General features: G+C 65.5%; 25 protein-coding genes. 17 read left to right on the top strand and 8 right to left on the bottom strand.

The features are described 5' to 3' along the window. The first annotated feature begins 89 nt into the window (after positions 1-89). From KZX42_RS06145 to KZX42_RS06135, 3 genes are all read left to right on the top strand, one after another. Positions 90-1,007: a cation diffusion facilitator family transporter gene (locus KZX42_RS06145; RefSeq protein ID WP_184273095.1), complete on the top strand. Its 918-nt coding sequence runs from the start codon at positions 90-92 to the stop codon at positions 1,005-1,007. 96 nt (positions 1,008-1,103) lie between these two features. Beyond that, positions 1,104-1,955: a 3-deoxy-8-phosphooctulonate synthase gene (gene kdsA / locus KZX42_RS06140; RefSeq protein WP_348983612.1), complete on the top strand. Its 852-nt coding sequence runs from the start codon at positions 1,104-1,106 to the stop codon at positions 1,953-1,955. A 113-nt stretch (positions 1,956-2,068) separates the two neighbouring features. Beyond that, the gene (locus KZX42_RS06135; protein ID WP_248118020.1) at positions 2,069-3,163 is read left to right on the top strand and encodes a cation diffusion facilitator family transporter; all 1,095 of its coding nucleotides are present in this window, start codon (positions 2,069-2,071) and stop codon (positions 3,161-3,163) included. Between the two features lie 71 nt (positions 3,164-3,234). Here the strand turns inward: KZX42_RS06135 and KZX42_RS17310 are convergent, their stop codons facing one another. Both KZX42_RS17310 and KZX42_RS06120 read right to left on the bottom strand, forming a co-directional pair. Then, positions 3,235-3,993, bottom strand: coding sequence for a glutaredoxin family protein (locus KZX42_RS17310; protein ID WP_312165675.1), 759 nt, complete (start codon positions 3,991-3,993; stop codon positions 3,235-3,237). 15 nt (positions 3,994-4,008) lie between these two features. Further along, the gene (locus tag KZX42_RS06120; protein WP_248118018.1) at positions 4,009-4,284 is read right to left on the bottom strand and encodes a metal-sensitive transcriptional regulator; all 276 of its coding nucleotides are present in this window, start codon (positions 4,282-4,284) and stop codon (positions 4,009-4,011) included. Positions 4,285-4,360: 76 nt separating this feature from the next. Here KZX42_RS06120 and KZX42_RS06115 point away from each other — a divergent pair, with 76 nt between their 5' ends. The 5 genes from KZX42_RS06115 to KZX42_RS06095 all read left to right on the top strand — a co-directional run bounded on the left by KZX42_RS06115 (position 4,361) and on the right by KZX42_RS06095 (position 12,089). After that, the gene (locus tag KZX42_RS06115) at positions 4,361-5,551 is read left to right on the top strand and encodes an MFS transporter (protein ID WP_248118016.1); all 1,191 of its coding nucleotides are present in this window, start codon (positions 4,361-4,363) and stop codon (positions 5,549-5,551) included. 172 nt (positions 5,552-5,723) lie between these two features. Then, positions 5,724-6,944: an efflux RND transporter periplasmic adaptor subunit gene (locus KZX42_RS06110; RefSeq protein WP_248118014.1), complete on the top strand. Its 1,221-nt coding sequence runs from the start codon at positions 5,724-5,726 to the stop codon at positions 6,942-6,944. After that, the gene (locus tag KZX42_RS06105) at positions 6,941-10,120 is read left to right on the top strand and encodes an efflux RND transporter permease subunit (RefSeq protein ID WP_248118012.1); all 3,180 of its coding nucleotides are present in this window, start codon (positions 6,941-6,943) and stop codon (positions 10,118-10,120) included. Before KZX42_RS06110 ends, KZX42_RS06105 begins: the two co-directional genes overlap by 4 nt. A gap of 80 nt (positions 10,121-10,200) precedes the next feature. After that, positions 10,201-11,679, top strand: coding sequence for an efflux transporter outer membrane subunit (locus tag KZX42_RS06100; protein ID WP_184273120.1), 1,479 nt, complete (start codon positions 10,201-10,203; stop codon positions 11,677-11,679). 80 nt (positions 11,680-11,759) lie between these two features. Further along, the gene (locus KZX42_RS06095; RefSeq protein ID WP_184273123.1) at positions 11,760-12,089 is read left to right on the top strand and encodes a metalloregulator ArsR/SmtB family transcription factor; all 330 of its coding nucleotides are present in this window, start codon (positions 11,760-11,762) and stop codon (positions 12,087-12,089) included. A gap of 150 nt (positions 12,090-12,239) precedes the next feature. On the opposite strand, the gene KZX42_RS06090 is transcribed toward KZX42_RS06095, so the two are convergent. Both KZX42_RS06090 and KZX42_RS06085 read right to left on the bottom strand, forming a co-directional pair. Continuing rightward, positions 12,240-12,650 (bottom strand): DUF305 domain-containing protein, encoded by a 411-nt coding sequence (locus KZX42_RS06090; RefSeq protein ID WP_184273126.1) that lies wholly within the window; start codon positions 12,648-12,650, stop codon positions 12,240-12,242. 11 nt (positions 12,651-12,661) lie between these two features. Continuing rightward, positions 12,662-12,856: a heavy-metal-associated domain-containing protein gene (locus KZX42_RS06085; protein WP_184273131.1), complete on the bottom strand. Its 195-nt coding sequence runs from the start codon at positions 12,854-12,856 to the stop codon at positions 12,662-12,664. A gap of 159 nt (positions 12,857-13,015) precedes the next feature. On the opposite strand from KZX42_RS06085, the gene KZX42_RS06080 reads away from it, so the two are divergent. After that, complete coding sequence (locus tag KZX42_RS06080; RefSeq protein ID WP_224762239.1) at positions 13,016-15,523, top strand: heavy metal translocating P-type ATPase; 2,508 nt, start codon at positions 13,016-13,018, stop codon at positions 15,521-15,523. Positions 15,524-15,538: 15 nt separating this feature from the next. Continuing rightward, positions 15,539-15,991 carry a Cu(I)-responsive transcriptional regulator gene (gene cueR, locus KZX42_RS06075; protein WP_184273134.1) on the top strand — a complete coding sequence of 151 codons (453 nt, stop codon included), beginning with the start codon at positions 15,539-15,541 and terminating at the stop codon, positions 15,989-15,991. A gap of 45 nt (positions 15,992-16,036) precedes the next feature. Here cueR and hppD read toward each other — a convergent pair whose 3' ends face one another. Continuing rightward, the gene (hppD, locus tag KZX42_RS06070) at positions 16,037-17,107 is read right to left on the bottom strand and encodes a 4-hydroxyphenylpyruvate dioxygenase (RefSeq protein ID WP_184273137.1); all 1,071 of its coding nucleotides are present in this window, start codon (positions 17,105-17,107) and stop codon (positions 16,037-16,039) included. Positions 17,108-17,299: 192 nt separating this feature from the next. Here hppD and KZX42_RS06065 point away from each other — a divergent pair, with 192 nt between their 5' ends. The 4 genes from KZX42_RS06065 to KZX42_RS06050 all read left to right on the top strand — a co-directional run bounded on the left by KZX42_RS06065 (position 17,300) and on the right by KZX42_RS06050 (position 22,032). After that, positions 17,300-17,767 carry an Lrp/AsnC family transcriptional regulator gene (locus KZX42_RS06065; protein ID WP_184273140.1) on the top strand — a complete coding sequence of 156 codons (468 nt, stop codon included), beginning with the start codon at positions 17,300-17,302 and terminating at the stop codon, positions 17,765-17,767. 134 nt (positions 17,768-17,901) lie between these two features. After that, the gene (locus KZX42_RS06060) at positions 17,902-19,584 is read left to right on the top strand and encodes a tetratricopeptide repeat protein (protein ID WP_282438812.1); all 1,683 of its coding nucleotides are present in this window, start codon (positions 17,902-17,904) and stop codon (positions 19,582-19,584) included. A 105-nt stretch (positions 19,585-19,689) separates the two neighbouring features. Continuing rightward, positions 19,690-20,811: a DMT family transporter gene (locus KZX42_RS06055; RefSeq protein WP_248118008.1), complete on the top strand. Its 1,122-nt coding sequence runs from the start codon at positions 19,690-19,692 to the stop codon at positions 20,809-20,811. A gap of 15 nt (positions 20,812-20,826) precedes the next feature. Next, positions 20,827-22,032, top strand: a complete 1,206-nt coding sequence (locus tag KZX42_RS06050) for a bifunctional alpha/beta hydrolase/OsmC family protein (RefSeq protein ID WP_248118006.1) — start codon at positions 20,827-20,829, stop codon at positions 22,030-22,032. Between the two features lie 56 nt (positions 22,033-22,088). On the opposite strand, the gene KZX42_RS06045 is transcribed toward KZX42_RS06050, so the two are convergent. After that, a complete protein-coding gene (locus KZX42_RS06045) occupies positions 22,089-22,478 on the bottom strand; it encodes a DUF411 domain-containing protein (protein WP_221415962.1) in 390 nt (129 codons plus the stop codon). Positions 22,479-22,527: 49 nt separating this feature from the next. Between KZX42_RS06045 and KZX42_RS06040 the strand changes: the two genes are divergently transcribed. Further along, positions 22,528-22,929, top strand: a complete 402-nt coding sequence (locus KZX42_RS06040) for a hypothetical protein (protein WP_248118004.1) — start codon at positions 22,528-22,530, stop codon at positions 22,927-22,929. 52 nt (positions 22,930-22,981) lie between these two features. On the opposite strand, the gene KZX42_RS06035 is transcribed toward KZX42_RS06040, so the two are convergent. Then, a complete protein-coding gene (locus KZX42_RS06035; RefSeq protein ID WP_248118002.1) occupies positions 22,982-23,641 on the bottom strand; it encodes a hypothetical protein in 660 nt (219 codons plus the stop codon). A 94-nt stretch (positions 23,642-23,735) separates the two neighbouring features. Here KZX42_RS06035 and KZX42_RS06030 point away from each other — a divergent pair, with 94 nt between their 5' ends. Together KZX42_RS06030 and KZX42_RS06025 are read left to right on the top strand one after the other, a co-directional pair. Continuing rightward, the gene (locus tag KZX42_RS06030) at positions 23,736-24,158 is read left to right on the top strand and encodes a hypothetical protein (protein ID WP_248118000.1); all 423 of its coding nucleotides are present in this window, start codon (positions 23,736-23,738) and stop codon (positions 24,156-24,158) included. Positions 24,159-24,349: 191 nt separating this feature from the next. Continuing rightward, a complete protein-coding gene (locus KZX42_RS06025) occupies positions 24,350-24,796 on the top strand; it encodes a hypothetical protein (protein WP_248117998.1) in 447 nt (148 codons plus the stop codon). Positions 24,797-24,828: 32 nt separating this feature from the next. On the opposite strand, the gene KZX42_RS06020 is transcribed toward KZX42_RS06025, so the two are convergent. Beyond that, positions 24,829-25,053, bottom strand: a complete 225-nt coding sequence (locus KZX42_RS06020; RefSeq protein WP_282438811.1) for a helix-turn-helix transcriptional regulator — start codon at positions 25,051-25,053, stop codon at positions 24,829-24,831. Positions 25,054-25,209 lie beyond the last annotated feature (156 nt).

Below are 25,209 nucleotides of genomic sequence, written 5' to 3'. Positions count from 1 at the left end.
GTCGTTGCGGATGAGGGCGGCCTTGACGCATGGGGCCGAAAGGATTGTCGATGCGGGAAGGCCTGCATCCAGAAGGATCGGAGATGGACATGGCGTCGGCGAAGCATGATGAGGGCGACGGGCACGACCACGGCGAGGTGGTGACGGCGGATAACGAGCGGCGCATCCGCTTCGTCCTGATCTTCACCGCCGGTTACGCCGCCATTCAGGCCATCGGCGGGTGGATGTCAGGCTCTTTGGCCCTGATCGCGGACTCCGGCCACATGGTGTCGGACGCCGCCGCCCTGCTGCTGGCGCTGATCGCCTATCGGGTGGCGCGCCGTCCCGTCGATGGCGTGCGGACCTATGGCTATCACCGCGTGCGGGTGCTGGCGGCGCTGGCCAATGGCGCATCGCTGCTGCTGCTGGTGGCCTGGATCACCTGGGAGGCCGTCAACCGCATCAACCAGCCGGTCGAGGTCATGGCCGGGCCGATGTTGATTGTCGCGACCATCGGTCTGGTGGTGAATCTGGTCGGGGCCTGGATCCTGTCGCGCGGCCGCAAGGGCGACAGCAATCTGCGCGGCGCCCTGCTGCACGTGGTCGGCGACCTGTTGGGCTCGGTCGGGGCGATCGCGGCGGCGATCGGCATCATGCTGACGGGCTGGACGCTGCTTGATCCGCTGCTGTCGGTTCTGGTGGCGCTGCTGGTCGTGCGCTCGGCCTGGTCGCTGGTGAAGGAATCGCTGCGGGTTCTGTTGCAGGCGGTGCCGCGCGGACTGGACGCGCGCAAGGCCGAGACGGATCTGGCGACCCTGCCCGAGATCGAGGAAGCGGGCCATTTCCATGCCTGGACCCTGACCGACGAAACCGTGGTGGCCACCATCCATGTCACGCCTGCGCCGGGGATCGATCCGATCACCCTGCCGGCCCTTGTGGCGAACTGGCTGAAAACCCATCACGCCATTGATCACGTCACCGTTCAGGTTGACGCCCCCGGCGCCTTGCGGCGACCCGCGCCGATCTGAGCCTGTTTTTCGGGCCGTGTTCGGCCGACAGCGAACTGGTTCCAAGGGGCGCTGACTGACAGTCCGTCCCCTGGGGCCGATCAATTCCGTCAGGAGATGACCATGAAGACAGTCACGATCGGGGAGGTCGCCTTCAACAACAGTCGGGCGATGGTGTTGATCGGCGGGGTCAATGTGCTGGAAAGCCGCGATCTGGCCATGACCGTGGCCGAGGCGATGAAGGCGCAGACGCAGCGACTGGGCGTGCCTTTTGTGTTCAAGGGCTCTTTCGACAAGGCCAACCGGTCCTCGAACCGATCCTATCGCGGTCCGGGTCTTGAAGCCGGGCTGCGCATTCTTCAGGAGGTTCGCAGCGAATTCGCGGTTCCCGTTCTGACCGACGTGCATTGGCCGGAGCAGGCTGCGGCGGTCGCGGAGGTCTGCGACATCCTTCAGCTTCCGGCTTTTCTGGCGCGCCAGACCGATCTGATCGAGGCGCTGGCGCGCACCGGACGCGCGATCAACGTCAAGAAGCCCCAGTTCATGAGCCCGCAGCAAATCGCCCATGTGGTCGAGAAATTCGACGATTTCGGCGCCCCGGATGTCATCCTGTGCGAGCGCGGCAGTTCTTTCGGCTATGACAATCTCGTCGTGGACATGCTGGGTTTCGGCGTGATGAAGGCGGTCACTGGCGGGGCGCCGATCGTCTTTGACGCCACCCACGCCCTGCAGACGCGCGCCCCCGGCGCCGCCCAGTCGGGCGGGCGGCGTGAACAGGTGCTGGAACTGGCCCGCTCGGGGCTGGCCCTGGGACTGGCGGGTCTGTTTCTGGAGGCGCACCCCGACCCGGACCGGGCGCTCTGCGACGGCCCCAGCGCCCTGCCGCTGGATCGGTTGGGCGCGGTGCTGGAGCAGGTCAAGGCGGTGGACGATCTGGTCAAGAGTTTCGATCCCGTCGACCTGACCTGAAGCCGGGCGTCTCGCAGGCGCGCTACGATCAGACGCGGCATGTGCGAATGGCGTTGACAGATAACATATGAATACGTATTCATATGTTATCTGTTTTCAGCGGGCGCTGCTCCATGTCTCATTCTCATCACGACCACTCACACGACCACGACCATTCTCACGCGCCGACCGTGACGCGCGACAATGAACGCAAGGTCCTGCTTTCCTTCAGCCTGATCTTCACCTTCATGATCGTCGAGGTGATCGGCGGTCTGGCGTCCGGCTCGCTGGCTCTGATGGCGGATGCCGGCCACATGCTGACCGACGCCATCGCGCTGGCGCTGGCCTATCTGGCGTTCCGCTTCGGACGCCGCATGGCCGATTCCAAGCGCACCTTCGGTTATATGCGCTTCGAGGTCGTCGCCGGTTTCGTCAATGCGGTGACGTTGTTCGCCATCGTCGGCTGGATCCTGTTTGAGGCGTGGAACCGCTTCAAGGAACCGCATGCCGTTCTGGCCGGCCCGATGTTCTGGGTGGCCGTGGCGGGCCTGCTGGTCAACATCCTGGTGTTCTGGATCCTGACCCGCGGCGACACCGAACACGTCAACATCAAGGGCGCGGCCCTGCATGTGATGGGCGATCTGCTTGGCTCGGTCGGTGCTGTCGCCGCCGCGATCATCATCTCCCTGACGGGCTGGACGCCGATCGACCCGATCCTGTCGGTGCTGGTTTCGCTGCTGATCCTGCGCAGCGCCTGGAAGCTGCTGGGCAAGTCGCTGCACATCCTGCTGGAAGGCGCGCCTGACAACGCCGCGCCTGATGCGGTGACGGCTCACCTGAAGGCCAAGGTGCCGGGTCTGGCCGAGGTCAGCCACGTCCACGTCTGGCAGATCACGTCAGGCCGCACCCTGGCGACCCTGCATGTGCGTCCGGAATCCGACGCTCAGGCGCGGGCCGTGGCGATCGCTGTTGAGCGGGAGTTGAAGTCCAGGTTCAGTATTGAGCATCCCACCGTCGCCGTGGACTGGAACGATGGGTCCGTGGTGTGCAGCCTGTCGTCGCCGCCGGTCAATGACCATGATGCCCACGATCGCTCTGGCCACGATCACTCTGGTCATGACCATTCGGATCACGACCATTCGGGCCATGATCATGGAGATCATGACCACGCCGGTCACGATCACGAGCCAAAGTCCGCAGCGGGGGCGCGCAGGGCGCACGCCCACTGAGGCAGGTGATCCGGCGCCGGGCGACCGGCGCCGGACAGGCTATGTGCGGAGGCTCGTGGATGAGCTTCCGCTCAGTGCCCCATGGTCATCGGCTTGACGAGCATCCAGATCGCCATGCCGACCATCATCAGGTTTTCCGACAGCGAGACGAAACCCAGCGGCACCTTGCTGTCGCCGCCGACGCAGGCGCATTTCAGTTCACGCTTGTCGATATAGACCGCCTTGAACACCGATGCGGCGCCCACGCCGCCGATGAACAGGGCGACCGGGATCGAAACCCACATCAGCGCCCCGGCCAGCATCAGCACACCCGCCAGTGCTTCGGCGAAGGGATAGATCGTCCCATAGGGAACCCAGCGCTTGGCCAGCAGATCATAGTTCAGGAACATGGTGGCGAAGGCGTCCACGTCCTTGAGCTTCTGCAGGGCCAGAAGACACATGGCGATGGCGATGAACCATTCGACGACACGCACCGACATCAGTTCGCCATAGGCGGCCCAGCCCGCCGCGAGGGCCATCAGCACGGCCATGGCGAACAGGGCGATGACGGGCGTATAGGTGACTTCGTCCTTGTCGCGCACTCGCTTGCCGAAGAAGCGCCGCAGGTCGTCGTAGCCGCCGATCCGCTGGCCGTCGATGAAGGTCTGGGGCGTGGTCTGGACGCCGTGTTCGGCCTTGAAGGCGTCGGTTTCCTCACGCGAGGCGAGGTGGTGATCCTGCACCGCATAGCCCTGGCTCTTGAGCAGGTGCAGCGCCTTCAGGCCATAGGGGCAGGTGTGGCCCGGCATGACCATTCGGTAAATTTCGGCGCGTTTGGCGGGTGAGGCCATGGTTCCCTCCGGGTTCTAGAGTTTCGCTTTGGCGAACAACTCCGCCAGTTCGGTGAATTTTTCGCGCTGCTGAGCGGCGTCGCCTGACGCAATCGCGTCCTCGACACAGGACGCGGCGTGCGATTTGAGAATCTGGGTTTCGACACGGGCCAGGGCCGCGCGGGCGGCATGGACCTGATAAAGGATATCGATGCAGTAACGGCCGTCCTCCACCATCTGGCTGACGCCGCGAACCTGACCGGAAATCCGGTTCAGGGCGGAGCGGATTGATTTGACGTCTCTGGCCTGCATGTGTCTACCATACCCTGGCTAGGTATCGTGCAAAGCACCGATTTGTTCCCGCCCGGCCTCCCTCCCGAAGGTCTTCATGACTGATCAGTCGATCGCCCGCCGAAACATGGCCGTCCTCACCGCCGCCCAAGCATTGGGCGGCGCCAGCCCGCCGATCGTGATGTCCTTAGGCGGTCTGGTGGGGCAGCACCTGGCCGCCGATCCCGCCTGGGTCACGTTTCCAGTCAGTCTGTTCGGCGTCGGCCTCGCCCTCGGCGCACCGCCGGCGGCCTTCATCATGCGGCGACATGGTCGTCGGAACGGCTATCTGCTGGGCGCGCTGTTCGGCGTCGCCTCCGGTCTCGTGGCGGCCTTCGGCATCTTCATCGCGTCCTTCTGGCTCTTTTGCATAGGCGCCTTCACCGCCGGTCTCTACGGCGCCTATGTTCAGAGCTACCGCTTCGCGGCCGCCGACGGCGCCGAAGGAGACCTGAAAGCAAAGGCGATTTCCTGGGTGATGGTCGGCGGCTTGGTCGCCGCCGTCGTCGGCCCACAACTGGTCATCTGGACCCGGGACGCCGTGCCGGGCACGCCCTACGTCGGCAGTTTCCTCAGTCAGGCCGCCCTGGCCTTGCTGGTCATCCCGGTCCTGTTGCTGCTGCGTTCGCCGCCGGCGGTCGTTCAGTCCGGCGCCGGCGGCGGCCGGTCTCTGGGTCAGATCATGCGCGTTCCGCGTTTCATCCTGGCGGTGGCGACGGGCGTGGTGTCCTACGGCCTGATGGCTTTCGTCATGACGGCCGCCCCGGTGGCCATGGTCAACGCCGGCCATTCGGTGAACAGCGCGGCGCTGGGCATCCAGTGGCATCTGCTGGCCATGTTCGCGCCGAGCTTCTTCACCGGACGGCTGATGGGGCGTTTCGGCAAGGAGCGGGTCGCCGCCGTGGGCATGGTGCTGATCGCCGTCTCGGCGGCTGTCGCCCTGTCAGGCATGGCGGTGGCCAATTTCTGGCTGTCGCTGATGATTATGGGCGTGGGCTGGAATTTCAGCTTCATCGGGGCCACGGCCATGGTGACGGACTGTCATACGGCCGAGGAGCGGGGCAAGGCCCAGGGCGCCAATGACTTCTTCGTCTTCGGGGCCACCGCCATCGTGTCCTTCCTGGCGGGGGCCGTGCTGAACACCTCCGGCTGGCAGGCCATCAACTGGCTGCTGTTTCCGCCTGTCGCCCTGATTCTGGCGCCCCTGCTGTGGCAGGCCGCGCGGCGAAGCGCGCCCCCTTCGATCTGATCGCCGGTCCCTGAGGCCCGGCGTTCCGCGGACGTCTGGACGTCGGCTGTTCGAATATCAGCGATTTAACGCTTGACCTTCCTAGCGTTGGAATCTGCATCACCCATGGAAATCGGCGCCAAGCCGCCTTCGATCAGTGTCGAATCTGCGGCGATTTCCAAGGGGACGACCGATGCGCTTCAACAAGAAGACCGCCGTGATCGCGGCCGCCGGGCTGCTGGCCGCGGCGGGGCTGATCTATGTTCTGCAAACACAGGGCGGGGGCGCGCCGGCCGCCGCTTCCGCCCCGCCGGGAGCGCCCGCCGTTCCCGTCGCCAAGGTCGTCATGCGGGAAATCGCACCGGCTGCGGAATTCACCGGACACCTCGCTGCGCCCGATACCGTCGAGCTGCGCGCCCAGGTCAGCGGCCCGATCATCCGGGTCAGCGTGCCGGAAGGCGGGCTGGTCCAGCGTGGGCAACTGCTCTTCCAGATCGATCCCAGACCATTCCAGGTCGCGCTGGACGGCGCCCAGGCGCAGTTGAGGCAGGCCGAGGCCCTGCTGGCGCAGGCTCAGTCCGATCTGTCGCGGGCTGAGCAACTGGCGCCCGGCGGCGCCATACCGGTCCGCGCCCTTGAGAACGCCCAGAGCAAGGCGCGTCAGTCCGAGGCCCAGGTCGCCGCCGCGCGCGCCGCCGTCGCCGCCGCGCGTCTGGACCTGTCCTACACCCGCGTGACCGCGCCGATCAGCGGCCGGGTCGATCGGGTGCTGGTGACGACCGGCAATATTGTGGCCGCCGGAACCACGCCGCTGACCTCCATCGTCTCGGTGAACCCCGTCTATGCCTATTTCGACATGGATGAGGCGACCTATCTCGACTTCGCACAGCGCGCCCGTCCGAACGGCTCGGGCCGGGCGGGGCGTTTTCCGGTCCAGATCGGGCTGATGAGCGAAGACGGGTTCCCGCATCAGGGCACGCTGGACTTCCTCGGCGCCCAGGTCGATCGCGGCACTGGAACGATCCGCGCGCGTGCGATCGTGGCCAATCCGTCCGGTCAACTGGCGCCGGGTCTTTTCGCCAGGATCCGACTGGATACCGGGGCGCCGCGTCAGGCCATGCTGATCGACGATCAGGCGGTCGGCGCTGAACAGGGCCAGACCTATGTCATGGTTCTGGGTGAAGGAAACACCGCTGAATATCGCCCGGTGTCGCTCGGTCCCGTGGTTGACGGGATGCGTGTGGTGGAGACGGGCCTCAATCCCGGCGACACTGTCATCGTCAAGGGACTGGTGCGTCCCGGCATGAAGGTGACGCCGCAGCCCATGGCGGCCGCCCCGACTGCGGCTGCGACTGCGACGGGGGCTGCGGCCCCTGCTGGGCAGGCGGCCCCGTCGGCGGAGGCCGCCCGATGAAATTTCCCCGTTTCTTTGTGGACCGGCCGATCTTTGCGGTCGTGCTTTCGGTCTTGATGCTGATCGCCGGGGGGCTGGCCTTCATGCGCCTGCCGCTGAGCGAGTATCCCCAGGTGACGCCGCCCACGGTGCAGGTCACGGCCAGCTATCCCGGCGCCAATCCCCAGGTCATCGCCGAGACAGTCTCCGCGCCGCTGGAACAGGCCATCAACGGTGTCGAGGGAATGCTCTATATGGGCTCTCAGGCGGCCACCGACGGCCGCATGACCCTGACGGTCGCCTTCAAACAGGGCACGGACCCTGACCTGGCCCAGATCCAGGTCCAGAACCGTGTGGCCCGCGCGCTGCCGCGTCTTCCCGAAGAGGTGCAGCGCATCGGGGTCGTCACCCAGAAGACGTCGCCTGACGTGCTAATGGTGGTCCACCTGCGGTCGCCCAACGACCGTTATGATTCCCTGTTCGTCTCCAACTATGCGCGCTTGCATATCCGCGATGAACTGGCGCGTCTGCCGGGGGTCGGCGACGTGGTTCTGGGCGGCGAGGGCGAATACGCCATGCGCGCGTGGCTGGATCCTGACAAGGTGGCGGCGCGCGGCCTGACCGCCGGCGACGTGGTCGCGGCCATCCGCGAACAGAACGTCCAGGTCGCCGCCGGCTCCATCGGCCAGCAGCCCAACGCCTCGGCGGCCACCCAGATCACCGTCAACACCCTGGGGCGGCTGACATCCGAAGAGCAGTTCGGCGACATTGTGATCAAGTCGGGCGATGAGGGGCAGGTTACGCGCCTGCGTGATGTTGCGCGCATCGAACTGGGCGCCGACGCCTATGGCATGCGCAGCCTGCTGAACGGCAAACCCGCCGTGGCCATGCAGATTTTCCAGAGCCCCGGCGCCAATGCGCTGGACGTGTCCGACGCCGTTCGCGGCGCCATGGATCGTTTGCAGACCGAGTTCCCCGAGGGGCTTGAATATCAGATCGCCTATGATCCGACGGTCTTCGTCCGGGCTTCGCTGAAGTCGGTCAGCGTCACCCTGGTGGAAGCCATCCTGCTGGTGGTGCTGGTGGTGGTGCTGTTCCTTCAGTCGTGGCGCGCCTCGATCATTCCGCTGGTGGCGGTGCCGATCTCGCTGGTGGCGACCTTTGCGATGATGCATCTGTTCGGCTTCTCGCTGAACACCCTGTCGCTGTTCGGCCTGGTGCTGTCGATCGGCATCGTGGTCGATGACGCCATCGTCGTGGTGGAAAACGTCGAGCGTCACATCGCCATGGGCAAGTCGCCCAAGGAGGCGGCGCGCGCGGCCATGGACGAGGTGACGGGGCCGATCCTGGCCATCACCTCGGTGCTGGCGGCGGTCTTCATTCCCTCCGCCTTCCTGTCGGGCCTGCAGGGCGAGTTCTATCGCCAGTTCGCCCTGACCATCGCCATCTCGACCATCTTCTCGGCGGTCAACTCTCTGACCCTGTCTCCGGCCCTGGCGGGCGTGCTGCTGAAGCCGCACCACGGCGATGCGCCGCGCGACCGGCTGACCCGGATCATCGATCGCCTGTTCGGCGGCTTCTTCCGCCGCTTCAACGGCGCCTTTGATCGTGCGTCCAACGGCTATGTCTGGTCGGTGAAGCGCGCGGTGCGGGTCACGGGACTGGTTCTGATCGTCTATGGCGGTCTGATCGGCCTGACGTGGCTGGGCTTCAACCATATCCCCAACGGTTTCGTGCCGCCGCAGGACAAATACTATCTGGTCGGCGTGGTTCAGTTGCCCACGGGCGCCTCTCTGGACCGCACCGAGGCGGTGGTGAAGCAGGTGTCCGATACGGCTCTGAAGACGCCCGGCGTCGAAAGCGTCGTCGCCTTCCCTGGTCTGTCGGTCAACGGCGGGGCCAACATCCCCAATGCGGCCCTCATGTTCGTGATGCTGGACCCGTTCGACCAGCGCAAGACGCCTGATCTGTCGGCCAACGCCATCGCTGGTCGCCTGATGGGGCAGTTCAGCCAGATTCCCGACGGCTTCATCGGCGTCTTCCCGCCGCCGCCGGTGCCGGGACTGGGCGCCATGGGCGGGTTCAAACTCCAGATCGAGGATCGGGCGGGACTGGGCTTCGACGCCCTGGCCAAGGCCCAGGGCGAGGTCATGGCCAAGGCCTATCAGACGCCGGAACTGGCCGGCATGCTGGCCAGCTTCCAGACCAATGCGCCACAGATTCAGGTCGATATCGACCGGGTCAAGGCGCGGGCCATGGGCGTGCCCCTGACGACCGTTTTCGAGGCTTTGCAGGTCAATCTCGGCTCGATGTATGTGAACGACTTCAATCGTTTCGGCCGGACCTATCGCGTCATGGTCCAGGCGGACGCGCCGTTCCGTCAGCAGGCCGAGGACATCGGCCAGCTCAAGGTGCGCAACGCCTCGGGCGAAATGATCCCTCTGGCCTCTCTGGTCCGCATCACGCGCAGTTCGGGACCGGACCGGGTCATGCACTATAACGGCTATCCGTCCGCCGACATCAGCGGCGGCGCCGCGCCCGGCTATTCTTCAGGCCAGGCGACGGCGGCGATCGAGCGGATCGTGCAGGAAACCCTGCCGGCGGGCATGACCTATGAATGGACCGATCTGACGTTCCAGGAGAAGCAGGCGGGCAACACGGCCATGTATGTCTTCCCGCTGGCGGTCCTGCTCGCCTTCCTGATCCTGGCGGCCCAGTATAATAGCTGGTCCCTGCCTCTGGCGGTGCTGCTGATCGCGCCCATGGCCCTTCTGTCGGCGATCGTCGGCGTGTGGCTGTCGGGGGGCGACAACAACATCTTCACCCAGATCGGCTTTGTGGTGCTGGTGGGGCTGGCGGCCAAGAACGCCATCCTGATCGTCGAGTTCGCCCGCGCCAGGGAACATGACGGGGTCGATCCGCTCGGCGCCGTTCTGGAAGCCGCCCGTCTGCGTCTGCGGCCCATTCTGATGACCTCGCTCGCCTTCATCGCCGGTGTCGTGCCGCTGGTGCTGGCCACGGGCGCGGGGGCGGAGATGCGGCACGCCATGGGTATCGCCGTTTTCTCGGGGATGCTGGGCGTGACCCTGTTCGGTCTGCTGCTGACCCCGGTTTTCTACGTGATCGTGCGCCGTTTCGAACTGCGTCGTGAGCGCCGCCGCAATGCGGCCCGACACATCGCGCCGACGGCCGAGTGATGCCGTGGTCGTCCTCCGTTCAACGGCCCTCGCGGTCAGGACGGAGGACGACGCGGCCAACCCACAAGGAGAATGACTCCATGAAATCCTCTTCTCTGCTTCGTCCGGGCCGCAGGCTCGCTTACGGCGTCGCCCTGTCGGCGGTCTTTGCGGTGGCCGGTTGCGCCATGGCGCCGACGACGGTGCGGCCCGTCGCGCCGGTGGCGGCGGCCTATCCTTCGCAGGCGGATCAGGCGGCCGCTCCGGCTGCGGTTGCGGCGGCTGATCTGGGCTGGCGCGATGTCTTTCGTGATCCGGTCCTGCAACAGCTTATCGCGACCTCACTGGACGCCAACCGCGACCTGAGGGTCGCCGCCCTGAATGTTGAGGCGGCGCGCGCCCAGTATCGCATCCGGCGCGCTGACAGCCTGCCCCGCATCGACGGCGTCGCCGCGGGCGTGTCGCAGAGGACGCCGGCGGATCTCAGCCCAACCGGTCAGTCCGAGGTGACGCGCGCCTATGAGGCGGGCGGGGCGGTCACGGCCTGGGAGCTGGACCTCTGGGGCCGTGTGCGCAGCCTCAATGACCAGGCCCTGGCGACCTGGCTTGCGCTGGACGAGACGCGGACGGCCGCGCAACTCAGTCTGGTGTCGGAGGTGGCGACCGCCTATTTCACCCTGCGCACCGATCAGGCCCTGCTGGAACTGGCCAGGGACACCGCCGAAGCCCAGCGGCGCTCTCATGAACTGACCCAGCTTCTGGCCGAGGTCGGGGAGGCGGGCGAACTCGATGTCCGCAGGACCGAGATCGCGCTTCGCTCCGCCGAGGCGGATCAGGCGGTTTACGAACGGCAGGCGGCTCAGGATCTCAACGCCTTGACCCTGCTGATCGGCCAGCCTCTGGATGCGGACCTGGCCCGGACGCTTCAGGCATGGGCGGGCGAACCGCTGCCGGATGATGTGGTCGAGGCGAACCTGCCCGCCGGTCTGCCGTCCGATCTGCTGGACCGACGACCGGATATCCGCGCCGCCGAACAGATGCTGCGCGGCGCCGACGCCAATATCGGCGCCGCGCGCGCGGCCTTCTTTCCGACGATCACCCTGACGGGCTCGGCAGGATCGGCCAGCAGCGATCTGGACAATCTGTTCAGCGCCGGAACCAGAAGCTGGAGTTTCGCGCCCCGGCTCAGCCTGCCGATTTTCAACGGCGGCGCCCTGTCGGCCAATCTGGACCTCGCCAAGGTGCGGCAGAGAATCGAGGTGGCGCGTTATGAGCGGGCCGTTCAGGCGGGCTTCCGGGAGGTCGCCGATGGGCTTGCCGCGCGCGACGCCCTCGAACGACAGATCCTTTCCGAACAGCAGAGGGTGGATGCGAGCCGCCGCGCCTATGATCTGGCGCAGAGGCGGCATCAGGAAGGCGAGGACAGTTCGCTGTCGGTTCTGGACGCCCAGCGCACCCTTTATGGATCGGAACAGGCGCTGCTGCGCGCCCGTCTGGCCCGGCTGAGCAATCTGACGACCCTCTACAAGGCGCTGGGCGGCGGCTGGACCGAACAGACGCAGACAGGCGGTCGCACTTGATTGGAGCGACGCCCTGTCTCACGATACATGAACAGGTGAAGACATCGCCATATGTTTAATGATGCGGGGGAGCGTACGCCATGTCGGAACGGGCCAGCGACGAAAAGGTGCCAGCGCTGGATACGCGCCAACTGTCGGCTCTTGCAGAGACCTTTCGTCTGCTGGGCGATCCGACCCGTCTGAGAATCCTCATGTTCTGTCTGAATGGCCCGAAGCCTGTCAAGCAGATCGCCGACAGCCTGGACCTGTCCCAGACCCTCGTCAGCCACCATCTCAGGCTTCTGCGCGGGGCGCGCTTGGTCCGGGGAGAACGTTCCTCGCGGCAGGTTTTCTACGAGGTGGCCGATCATCATGTCAGTCATGTGCTGATCGACATGCTTCACCACATCAATGAGGATGAGGACGCCTGAAGACGACGGCGGCGATTGGGCGCTGTTCGGAAAAGGGTTCAGGCGCACCAGGGACTGGTGCGCCTGCCATGGCGTTCTCGAAGGTTTCTGTCCGATGACGCCAACTCCACCCCCACATCGGGGGAGGGAACGGCGGCGAAGGGGCGGCCTTTACCGGTTCCGGGTATCGAGCCAGGACTGCATCATGGCGATCTCCGCCTCTTGGGCGGTGATGACGGACTCGGCGAGCCGGCGAACCTCCGGATCCCGTCCATGTTCCAGCGCGACGCGGGCCATGTCGATGGCCCCCTGATGGTGTGGAATCATTCCCTTCATGAAATCGACGTCGGCGTCGCCGGTGAAATCGATGGTCATGTCGGCGTGCATCCGGTCGTTGGCTTCCTGATAGGCGCGCACGGCAGGATTGCCGGAAGGGACGGGGGCGGGGTGATTGGCGTGGCTGTTCTGGGTCATGGCGTGTTCCGAATCTCCTTTGACGATCTGGGACTGGGCATAGGCGAGACCGCTGGCGGCCAGGGCGACGCCGGCGATGAAGATGACGGTGAGAGCCTTCGCTTGCATGTCGGAAGAGCTCAGAGGGGCCGGGCGGTGTATCCGTCGTCCGCCAGCGCCTGCTGGATGGCGTCGGCGTCGGCGGTGGTGGTCACCGAGATGGTGCGCGACACCGTATCGGCCTCGAGACGGGCGTTCGGATCCACCGTGGCGATGGCCTGGGTGATGTGCTTCACGCACGAGCCGCAGGTCATGTTTTCGACGTGGAACTGCATGGGAAAAGTCCTTTCGCATCGGTTGGTGAGAGATGAAATGCCCCTTGCCATCGTTGGAAGGTCAAGGATGGTCGCGACTTTTTTTGGGGAGTTGACATTCCAACAATGGGAAGCCCCATCATCCCTGCGAACTCTAGTCACCCGTGTGAGGATCGCGCGATGAACGCCCCCTATGCGCCGACGAAAACCGTCGGCTCCCCGTTGAGTCTGCCGATCGAAGGCATGACCTGCGCGTCCTGCGTCGGCCGCGTCGAACGCGCCATCAGCAAGGCGCCGGGCGTGGCCGCGGTCAGCGTCAACCTCGCCACGGAGCGGGCCGACATCCAGGCGAGCGGACCGATCCAGATGGCAGACCTCGTCAAGGCTGTGGAATCGGCCGGTTACACCGTTCCGGCCGCCAGCGTCGAACTGGCGATTGAGGGCATGACCTGCGCGTCCTGCGTCGGGCGGGTCGAAAAGGCGCTGAAGGCGACGCCGGGCGTGGTGAGCGCCAGCGTGAACCTGGCCACAGAACGGGCCACGATCCAGGGGGCGGCGGACGTGTCGGCCCTGATCGCCGCCGTGGCTGGCGCGGGCTATACGGCGCGTCCGCTGAGCGACGCTGCGGATGCGGGCGAAGAAGCGGCCGAGCGCAAGGACGCCGAACGCGCCGCCCTGAAGCGTGATCTGATCATCGCCGCCGCTCTGAGCCTTCCGGTCTTCCTGCTGGAGATGGGGTCGCACCTCATTCCGGGCGTCCATGCGATGATCGCAGGGACCATCGGCATGCAGGCCAGTTGGTATCTGCAGTTTGCCCTGACCACGCTGGTGCTGGCCGTGCCGGGCGCGCGTTTCTACAAGAAGGGTCTGCCCGCCCTGGGGCGTCTGGCGCCGGACATGAACTCGCTGGTGTCTGTCGGCACCCTGGCGGCCTATGCCTATTCCCTGGTGGCGACCTTCGCTCCGGCGCTACTGCCGGCGGGAACGGTCAATGTCTATTACGAGGCGGCCGCCGTCATCGTCACCCTGGTCCTGCTGGGGCGCTTCCTTGAGGCCCAGGCCAAGGGCCGCACTTCCGAGGCCATCAAGCGTCTGGTCGGGCTTCAGGCCAAGACCGCGCGCGTGCGCCGCGACGGCATGATGGTCGAAATCGCCATCACCGAGGTGGCGGCTGGCGATCTGGTCGAGGTCCGTCCCGGCGAGCGCGTTCCGGTCGACGGCGAAGTCGTCGAGGGCGAAAGCTATGTCGATGAATCCATGATCACCGGCGAGCCGGTCCCTGTGGCCAAGACTTCGGGCGCAGCTCTGGTGGGCGGCACTGTCAATCAGAAGGGCGCCCTGGTGTTCCGCGCCACGGCGGTCGGCGACGGCACCATGCTGTCCCAGATCATTCGCATGGTCGAACAGGCCCAGGGCTCCAAGCTGCCGATCCAGGCGCTGGTCGACAAGGTGACGATGTGGTTCGTTCCGGCGGTCATGGCTGTTGCCGCCCTGACCTTCCTGGTCTGGCTGGTGTTCGGTCCGTCGCCTGCGCTCACCTTCGCCCTGGTCAATGCGGTGGCTGTGCTGATCATCGCCTGCCCGTGCGCCATGGGTCTGGCGACGCCGACCTCCATCATGGTCGGCACCGGTCGCGGCGCCGAACTGGGCGTGCTGTTCCGCAAGGGCGAGGCGCTGCAACTGCTCAAGGACGCCAAGGTCGTGGCCGTCGACAAGACCGGCACCCTGACGGAAGGTCGTCCCGCCCTGACGGACCTGCAGATTGAACCCGGCATGGAGCGCGCCCGCGTTCTGGCTCTGGTGGCTGCGGTCGAGGCCAAGTCCGAACACCCCATCGCCCGCGCCATTGTCGAGGCCGCCGAGGCCGAGGGTCTGACGCTGCCGCTGGTTTCGGCCTTTGAGTCCGTTACGGGACGTGGCGTGACCGCGACGGTGGACGGCGAGGCCGTGCAGATCGGTTCGGATCGCTACATGGGCGAACTGGGACTGGACGTGGGCGTCTTCGCCGCCGCCGCTGGCCGCATGGGCGATGAGGGCAAGACGCCGCTCTACGCCGCCATCGGCGGACGTCTGGCGGCGATCATCGCGGTGGCCGATCCGATCAAGGCCAGCACTCCGGCGGCCATCGCCGCCCTGCACGGACTGGGCCTGAAGGTGGCGATGATCACCGGCGACAACCGCCGCACCGCCGCCGCCATCGCCCGCCAATTGGGCATCGACGAAGTCGTGGCCGAGGTGTTGCCGGACGGCAAGGTCGAGGCGGTCCGCCGTCTCAAGGGCGAGCATGGCCGGGTCGCCTTCGTCGGCGACGGCATCAATGACGCCCCCGCGCTGGCGGAATCGGATGTGGGCCTGGCGGTCGGCAACGGCACGGATATCGCCATCGAGGCGGCCGATGTGGTGTTGATGTCGGGCAGCCTGAAGGGCGTGGCCACGGCCATCGCCCTGTCGCGGGCCACCATCGGCAACATCCGCCAGAACCTGTTCTGGGCCTTCGTCTATAACGCCGCGCTCATCCCTGTCGCCGCCGGCGTGCTGTATCCTGTGTGGGGTGTCTTGCTGTCGCCCGTGTTCGCGGCGGGCGCCATGGCCATGTCCAGCGTGTTCGTGCTTGGCAACGCCCTGCGGCTGCGTGGCTTCCGGTCGCCGCAGGGCGGCGAGGGCGATGGCGCGGGACGGCTTGGGTGAATAGGAGAGATCAGTATGAATATCGGTCAGGCAGCTAAGGCTTCCGGCGTATCCGCCAAGATGATCCGCTACTATGAGCAGACCGGACTGATCCCGGTGGCGGACAGAAAGGAGTCGGGCTATCGCGACTATTCGGACGCGGACGTGCACCGGTTCCGGTTCATCCGGCGCGCCCGCGACCTCGGTTTTTCCGTCGCTGAGATTCAGGACCTGCTGAGTCTGTGGAACGACCGGTCGCGTCAAAGTGCTGATGTAAAACGCATCGCCAGCGCGCATATCGCGGTGCTCAATGCGCGAATCGCCAGCCTCAGGCAGATGTCGGAAACCCTGCAGACGCTGATCGCCTGTTGCGCGGGCGATAATCGCCCCGACTGTCCGATCCTAATGGATCTGGAAGAAACCTCGGAAGCGCCGCCGACCGGTGTCCGGTCGGCCGGCGGGGTCGGTCAACTGAAGTCGCGCGTCTGAGCGATGACGGGGGTCGGATGATATGCATCCGACCCCCGCGCCGGGTCAGGCGTCGACCTTGATCACCCCGCGCCGGATCTGGTCGAGCTCGATCGATTCGAACAGGGCCTGGAAGTTGCCGTTGCCGAACCCTTCGTTGCCCTTGCGCTGGATGATTTCGAAGAAGATGGGTCCGAACAGATTCTCGGTGAATATCTGCAGCAGAATGCCTTCCTCGCCGACGTTTCCGTCGATGAGGATGCGGTTCGCCTTCAGCCGCTCCAGATCCTCGCCGTGGCCGGGCACCCGCTTGTCGACCAGTTCGTAATAGGTCTCGATCGTGTCCTGCAATCGTACGCCACGGGCGCGCAGGGCTTCGACGGTTTCGTAGATGTTATCCGTGGTCATGGCCAGGTGCTGGATGCCCTCGCCGTTGTATTCACGGATAAACTCCTCGATCTGGGACTGGTCGTCCTCGCTCTCGTTCAGCGGAATGCGGATGGCCTTGTCCGGCGCGATCATCGCCTGGGAGATGAGGCTGGTGGCCTGGCCCTTGATGTTGAAATACTTCTGCTCCTCGAAGCCGAAAATCTGGTTGTAGAAGCCGGACCAGGTCCGCATCTGGCCCCGACGGACGTTGTGGGTGAGGTGATCCAGGATATCGAGGCCGACGCTGTTTGCGGCCTCGGCCTCGCGCCATCCGTCGATCTCGGTCCAATCGTCGTACAGCGACCCGGCTGCGCCGTGGCGGTCGACGAGATAGAGGTAGGAGCCGCCGATGCCTTCCAGCACCATGGCGTCAGCGCCGAGCGCGCCGGCGGCGGCGTCGGCGGCGCGCGCACCGCGCGACAGGGCCAGATCATAGGCCTGGCGAGCGTTGGCCACGCGGAAGGCCATACCGCTGGCTGAAGGCCCGTGCAGCGCCCGGAACGCAGCCGCCTGTCCGGTCGCTTCGCTGTTGACGAGCAGATTGGTGCGCCCCTGCTTGTAGCGAACCACCGCCTTCGTCGGGTGACGGTGTGTGGCGACGAAGCCGAGGCGTTCGATCAAGGTGGTCATCGCCTCGGGATCGGGGCTGGTGAATTCCACGAATTCGAAGCCGTCCAGACCAATGGGGTTCTCGGGGGTGATGCTCATGGGGGTGTCTCCGGCATTCTTTGACGGCGCGCCTGTGACAGATGGCGCAGGCGCGCGCGAGGGAGGTGAGGCCAGAGCTCGCGAGGAGGCTGCGCCATCGTGGTCATTGTAGACCGGATAGGCGAGGATCGCCTTTCAAAGCGGCTCGAATTTGAGCGTGATATGAAATCCAATTCCAGAATGGACGAGTTCATGAAAGAAAGAGTGCTGGATGATGTCGATCGTCGGCTGTTGCGCGCCTTGCAGGGCGACGCCGGCCTGAGCCATGTGGCCCTGGCGGAGCTCGCCGGATCGTCTCCGGCGTCGTGCTGGCGCCGGATCCGGGCGCTGGAAGAGGCGGGAATTCTGAAGGGAGCCGTGCGACTGGTCGATGCCGAAAGGGTCGGCCGGGGCGTGAACGTGATGTGCCAGGTCAGGATGCGGTCGCACGCCCCGGCAGACAGGACCGCCTTCGAGGCCTACCTCGCCACCCGGCCGGACGTCATGGAGGCCCATTCCATGTCCGGGGAATGGGACTACCTTCTGCGGATCGTGGCCGCAGACGTCGCCGGTTACGAACGCTTCCTGATGTGCGATCTGCTGAACCATCCGAATGTGGCGACCGCCGCCTCCCACTTCGCGCTCAGCCAGGTGAAATACACCACCGCCGTGCCGCTCTAGGCGGATCGCATGGATCGACACGGCCGGAATCCCGCGATCTGCGCTTGAAACATGATATATGAATATGTATTCAGGTATTAACTTATAGCCTTGGCGGTCGGGTTCCCAGATCGGCCCTGGCCAGCGGAGCATGGATGATGAAAGACGACTATTACGACCTTGGCGACTTCCGTCGCGATGTGACGACCACCTCGCCACAGGCGCAACTCTGGTTTGATCGGGGGCTGGCCTGGGCCTACTGCTTCAATCCCGAGGAAGCGGTCCGCTGCTTCGAAAAGGCGCTCGACTACGATCCCGACTGCGCCATGGCGCACTGGGGCGTCGCCTTCGGCACGGGCCCGAACTACAACAAGGCTTGGCGGCTTTTCGACGCCGAGGACATGCAGAAGGCCGTGACGATCGGCCGTGGCGCGCTTGAACGCGCTCGCGAAGCGGTCGCCCGCAACGGCACCGCCTTCGAAAAGGCCCTGATCGCGGCGCTTGGACCACGCTTTCCCGAACAGGCGACCCGCGACCCGGAGGAATTCGATCGCCTGAACCGCGCCTACGCGGACGCCATGCGGGTCTTTTATCAGCAGTTCTCTGACGACATCGACGCGGCGGCGCTGTTCGGGGACGCCTTGATCTGTCTCAGTCCGCGGGCTCTGTGGGATCTCGATACGGGAGAACCGATCGGACCGGGCACGCTGGAGGCCCGGGCGGTGATCGAGGACGCCCTGCCGCGTCCCGGGGGCGACCGGCATCCGGTCCTGAACCATCTCTATATCCACCTGATGGAGATGTCGCCGTGGCCCGAGATCGCGCTTCCGGCCGCCGACCGTCTGCGTCGCCTGTCGCGGGACGGCGCCCATCTGGCGCATATGTCCACCCACATCGACAACGCCTGCGGCGACTGGCGCCGGGTGATCGATTCCAACCTCGATGCGGTCGAGGCGGATGAACGCTATTTCGGTCACGAGACCGAAGTCGGCGCCTGGTACAACGTCTATCGCGTCCACAACCTGATGGTCGGCGCCTATGGCGCGATGATGGCGGGCCGTTCGCGTGAGGCGTTGTTCATGGCGAACCGGCTGAAGGAAGTCCTGACGCCGCAACTGCTCGGCATCCAGAGTCCGCCGATGGCGGATTTGCTCGAGGCGCACGGCACCACGCTTCCGCATGTTCTCATTCGCTTCGGGCGCTGGCAGGACATCCTCGATTTGGAATTTCCGACGGACCGCGAACTTTATTGTTCGACCACGGCGATGATCCACTATGCCCGCGGCATCGCTTTCGCGGCCCTGCGGCGCGTGCCGGAAGCCGAGGCGGAACGGGAGAAATTCATCGACGCCGTCGCCGCGGTGCCGGACAGCCGTTTCAACTCCATTCCCGTGCCGGAGCTCCAGGCGCTCGCTATTGCGCGCAAGATGCTCGACGGGGAACTGGAATACAGGAAGGGAAATATCGAGGAGGCGTTCTCGCTGTTGCGCGAGGCGATCGCCCTCGAGGACACGCTGCCCTACAGCGACCCTCCGGCCTGGCTGCAGCCCGTCCGCCACGCCTATTGCGCCCTGCTGACCGAGCAGGGGCGGCACGCCGAAGCTGCCGAACAGCACAGGATCGACCTCGGGCTGGAGCGCAAGCTGGGCAGGCGGCGGATCCGACCGAACAACGTCTGGAGCCTGCACGGCCTCTACGAGTGTCTGACGAAACTCGGCCGGCACGACGAGGCCCGGGAGATCGTCCTCCAGCGCGACATCGCCGTGGCTTCGGCCGACATCAAGATCGCCGCAGCCTGTTTCTGTCGCCTGAGCGCCTTTGAGAACGAGGCCGACTGACGGGACCGGATGCTCGACCGGCCTGACCGTGCCGGCGCCGTCCGGGCCTGGCGCGCTGCGTGCGATGTCCGGATCACCTGCGTCTTCCTCTGATCCGTCACGGGCTTGCCGGACGCCGCCGGCGGGCTGGGGAGCCTTGCTCGTCGGCGATTGGAGGAGGCGATGAAGGGAAGCAGGATGTGGAACGGGACTCGCCTGGTCGCCGCCTCGCGCACCGCGCTGACGACGCCGATCCTCTCGGTCACGCTCGTTCTGCTTCTGTCGGCGAGCTGGCTGCTCGTCGGCTACCTCGTTTCGGGCGTGTCGCCGCTGCTGGTGGCCGCCGGCCGCACAGGGGCCAGCTTCATCGTCTTTGCCGCGATCGTGCTGTTTTCCGCTCGGAGCCGTTCCGAGGCGCGGATTGCGGCGCGACGCGGCGGAACAGTCGCTCTGCTCGGACTGCTGGGCTTCTTCCTCTACTATGCCGGAACCATGCTCGGCGCGGCGTTCATCGGCCCCTCCCGCACCGGTCTGATCATCTCGCTTCTGCCGAGCCTCACATTCGTGATCGGCGCCGTCGCCTTTGGGGAACGGGTCACCCGCAACAAGGTGCTGGGAGCCTGTCTCGCCCTGGGCGGCGCGCTGGCCTATGCGATCTCAGACATGCCCGCAAGCGAGGGTCATGCCGGGGCGGAGGGGCTGCACCTCATCGGCGGCGCCCTGCTCGTGTTCGGCGGAACAGCGTCCTACGCCCTCTATGGCTACGTCTTCCGCGCGCGCATGGCGGACCTGTCCGCCTTCTCGGCCTTGCCGGCCATTACCGGGGCCGGCGCCGCCATGCTGGCCGTGACGGTCGTTCTCTTCGTCCCGCTCGTCGGCGTCGCGCCTTCAGACTGGGCCGCCATCGCAGGTCTGGGCGCGGGGCTGACGGCGCCGGTCTTCCTCATCCTGCACAGGCTCATCCTGCGGAAGGGGGCGCTCTTCACAGCCTCGCTGATGCTGGCGGTGCCGTTCCTCGTCCGCATGGGGGAGTGGGGGCTCGGCTGGGAAGCCGCGCCGGGCGCATTCAGCCTGCTGTTGCTGCTGGTCTGCGCCGGCGGCGTCTGGCTGACCCTCCGGGACGGCCGACAGAGACCGAGGCGGCCGCCTGATGTGAAGCCCGACGACGCGTCGCTTGACCCTGCCGCGGCGGAACACTGTAGGCTGGGCCGCATCATCCCGAGCGGCCCGCGCCGATTGGACCCATGAATGGAGAACATGCGAATGAGCGGAGACAAGGAGTTCGAGTTCGGACTGGGGGACGGGCGCAGGATCGTCGGCGTGATCGAGCGGCCGCAGGCGACGCTGCGAGGCTGGGCCATCGTCGCGCATTGCTTCAGCTGTGGTCAGGACGGTCTGGCCGCGGTGCGGCTGTCTCGGGCGCTGGCGCGAAGCGGGGTAGGCGTCCTGCGTTTCAACTTCGCCGGGGCGGGTGATCGGGACGGCCAGGTCGCTGACGCGAGCTTCGCCGCCGACGTGCAGGATCTGATCGCGGCCAGCGGAGCCATGGAAGCGGCCGGCATGACGCCGAATCTTCTGGTCGGTCACAGCCTGGGCGGCCTGGCGGTGCTGGCCGCCGCCGAACATCTGCCCCAGGTGCGGGCCATCGCCACCATAGGGGCGCCCGCCGACGCGGCCCATGTACTGACCCATGTGTCAGAAGAGGATCTGAAGCGGATCGAAAGCGAAGGGGAGGCCGAGGTGACGCTCGGCGGTCGACCGTACCGGATCGGCCAGAGCTTCGTCGACGACGTCAGGACCCACTCGCCTCTGGATGCCGTCAGCCGTCTGAAACGCGCGCTGCTGGTGATGCATGCGCCGCTGGACGAGGTCGTCAGCATCGACAACGCTTCCGCCATATTCGTGGCGGCCAGACATCCCAAGAGCTTCATTTCCCTGGACGACGCCGATCACCTGCTCACCCGCCAGACGGACGCCGACTATGTCGCCGGCGTCATCGCCTGCTGGGCGTCGCGCTACCTTCCGGCGCTCGAGCCCGACCTGACGGGAGACGAGGGCGACTTGGCTGGCGTCCTCGTCGAGGAGACGGGCGGCGGCGCCTATCAGACCCGGGTTCGCGCCGGGCCTCATGCCTTCCTCGCCGACGAACCGGTGAGCCTGGGCGGCCTGGGCAGTGGTCCATCGCCGTTCGAACTCGTTTCGGCGGGTCTGGGCGCCTGCAGTGTGATGACCATGCGTATGTACGCCGCCCGGAAGGGATGGCCGCTGAAACGGGCCGCCGTTCGCGTCGTGCACTCGAAACGGCGGGACCAGACGCCGGCCGACGTCTTCAAACGCGCCATCACCCTTGAAGGCGCGCTGGACGAGACGCAGCGCGCCCGGTTGCTGGAGATGGCGGACCGCTGCCCTGTCGATCTGATGCTCGTCCGGGGCGCGGAGGTTGAGACCGAACTGCTCCCCGCCGCCTGAACGGTTTCGGCCGGGTGTGCGCCGAGTGCCGGTCGCCCGGCCACACCCGCCGAAAGTCACCCCCCGTTATGACGGCCGTACACCCGGGTCCGACCATCGGCGAGCAACAGCAGGGAGACGTAGGGCTCACGTCCGGCGGATTCCATCCCAGGCGAGCCGGCGGGCATGCCGGGAACCACCAGGGCGCGCCCAGCGGGCGCCTCCCTGATCAGCCGATCGATATCGGCGGCCGGCACATGACCCTCGATGGCGTAGCGGCCGACGACGCCGGTATGGCAGGAGGCGAGCCTGTCCGGCACCCCGTGGCGCGCCCGGACGGGGGCGAGGTCCTCGACATCGATGACACGGGCCGTCCAGCCGGCCTGGCGCAGATGACCGACCCAAAGGCCGCAGCAACCGCACCAGGGCGTCTTGTAGACCGTGATGTTTCGTCGCGTCTGGGCCATCGCTCCGGATCCGACGACGACGCCACAAAGCACCAGCCCGCCAGACAGAATGCTGCGACGGCTGGGGGAGGGTGGGAAGCCGTTCGGGCGGGAAATCAGTGCTCGGTTTGGCTATATCCGCTCTCGAGCGACGGGCTACGAAAACAGCAAGTTGAAGCTAGGCACGCTGCGCCATACGGCGATCGTCGAGTTCGGTCGCGCGGGCTGTACGGTGCCCATGATCGCTTCCGTCACCGGGCATTCGCTCAAGCACATCCACGCTACCCTAGAGCACTACCTATCCCAGGACGAATTGACGGCTGTTCAAGCCATGGGGCGGCGCCAGGCCATGCGGGATGCGAACACTTCCGGCACGATGCTTATCGAAGGCGCGCGGCGACAGCTTCTTACACACCGCAAGGCTGAGCAGCCGCTAACCCCAGCGGAGGTGGCGGCCTATGGATCTCTGTAAGCGACGTGTTGGAAGCAAAAGTGCTCGTCTTTGGCAAGGCGGCTGCGACCGCTCAACGCCTCTCCAACCGGGAGCCAGGTTCGGCGCCGAACAGGCTTTGATGCACCGCGCGTATTACGCCGCCGTTGACTCGTGTCTTGATCTTCACGAAGGGCGCGCGCGGCGGGGCGGGTGGTCTCGCGCCATCGAAGATGAAGATGATCTCATCGTATCCATGTTCTTCAGTCGAGTCTGGTCGCACCAAGCCCAGCCATACGGAAGCATTGGGACGCTCGAAGGTCAGATGGACTGTCCACCCCTTCGGCAAAAGCTCGGGGAAGCGCGCCCCTCCAGACATTTCCATAAAAGTGTCCGCAAGAGAGGTTGGAGCCGCAACCAGCGGCGCGAGTTCGATCAAGGCAGCCAAAGCGTGCACCAAATCGGGGGCCGCCCTGATCGCTTCCAGTTCTGGATAGACCCTTCCTGGGACGACGTTCTTAAAACTGGCCAACTCCTGCGCCGCGGCCTTTGCGTCGGCTGGGGTCGGGGCACCATAAAGTCCAAGCATAAGGTAGGCTGCATCAATCGAAGTCATGTCGGCCGCGCCGCGACCCCTCTTGGTGGTTCGAATCAGCCCCGCCTCGCGTACCTCACGGGCGACATGATCGACGCTGCGACGCGGGCGCCCGTCAGCGGCGGCAAGTGCATCGATAAGAGCCGGAAGGCGCGCCATGTCAGTCTACCCCAAATCAACCACATCTCTTATTCTGACCATTACGCAAAAAGTGACTCCTTTGTCTATGGGGTCTTCAAACAGGGAGCGCTGTATGACTGATCTTGAAGGTTTTCATCCTGCATGTCTGCGGGGCAATCTGCCAACATCGGCGCCAGGAGCCGTGTTGTTCAAGCTGCGGACGAGCATTGCCGCACGCGGTCCGAGCCCAGATGAACTTACCATAATTATGGAAGGTGAGCTGATGTTCGCCGAAGCGTCCACCCAGAGCGTGCGCGAATTGCTTGCCCGTCATCTTTGCGGACCAGCAGTAGGATCCATCCTTCGCCAAGGGGTGTGTTGGCTTGTCGGCATTGACGCGACGACCAGTGGGAACGCCGAGGAAGCCGCCATCAACAGCTGGATCGACGAGTCGCTCTTGGTGTTCCTCCAGCCTATTCGAGCATCGTTAAAGACGCCGGTCTTTCCGATACCGTCACGCCTCACTGGCACCGCCATACGGCGGCGACCTGGCTGATGGAAGCCGATGTGCCTACCCGCAAGGCGGCTCAGTACTTGGGTATGACCCCTCGAACCCTCGAGCGTGTCTACGGACATCACCGGCCTGACTATCAATCCGATGTCGGCGCCGCACTGACGCGCGGCGGACGCTCGTCATCCAAAGCCTGAACGACGCCGCATCATTTCATACTTACGAAAGGAAACTCTATGGAACTTGAACGCCTGCTGGACGACGCGGTTGGTGCTGCCGAAATCGACCCTGCCACGGAATGGCTCGACTCATCGATGGTCTTTCATGACCTGCCGCCAGCCGAGCGTGACCCTCGCGTCGAGGCTAACCGCGAAGCAGCGAACCGTGTCTGGCGGCTCGGTGGGTGGCGATCTTGCATCGATGCTATCGAGGCAAAACCGTCCTTCCAACGCCTGCCCCATGACGAACGACTCGAACAACAAGCGATGCACGATGCGATCTGTTTTCTGGGATCGGCACGCGAGGAGCGATTGCCGGCAAGTATGACGAAGCGTACCGCGCTGGCGTTGGCGGCGGGATTCGACATGGGGCGGCTGAAGAATCGAATGATCTACATGATGATCGTCCGTTTGTGCGACGAGGCCGTGGCGCAGGGGCTTCGAGAAGAGCCCCTGACGGAGTGATACTTGCCTCGCGATCATATGCCGAGGACTTGTCAAAATTTCGCGGCAGCGATCTCGTCGTAGAGCGCGGATGGATGAACGCCGAGTACGGTCGCAATCTTAGCGACCATCGACACTGTGGGATTGCCCTCGCCACGTTCGATCCGGCCGATGTGGCGCATCGCGAGGCCTGCGTCGCCGGCAAGCGCCTCCTGGCTCAACCCACGCTCTTTGCGGAGGCGCCTGATATTCGCGCCGACGATCTTCTCCCATTCCATCGGTGCGATGGTGTTAGCGGAGCGGTAACCCCGCTAGGACATAGATGTCCTATCTGAAGGGGGATGCAAAATGGGTTGCCTGATGGGCATCATATTCGGAGTGGTCGGCTTCTTCGTTGCCGGTCCTGTCGGGGCGATCATCGGGCTTCTCATCGG

The organism is Brevundimonas sp. EYE_349 (genome assembly GCF_023147505.1).
Taxonomy (GTDB): Bacteria; Pseudomonadota; Alphaproteobacteria; order Caulobacterales; family Caulobacteraceae; genus Brevundimonas.
The sequence above is the reverse complement of the archived record's forward strand: the minus strand, read 5'-3'. Positions and strand labels throughout refer to the sequence as shown.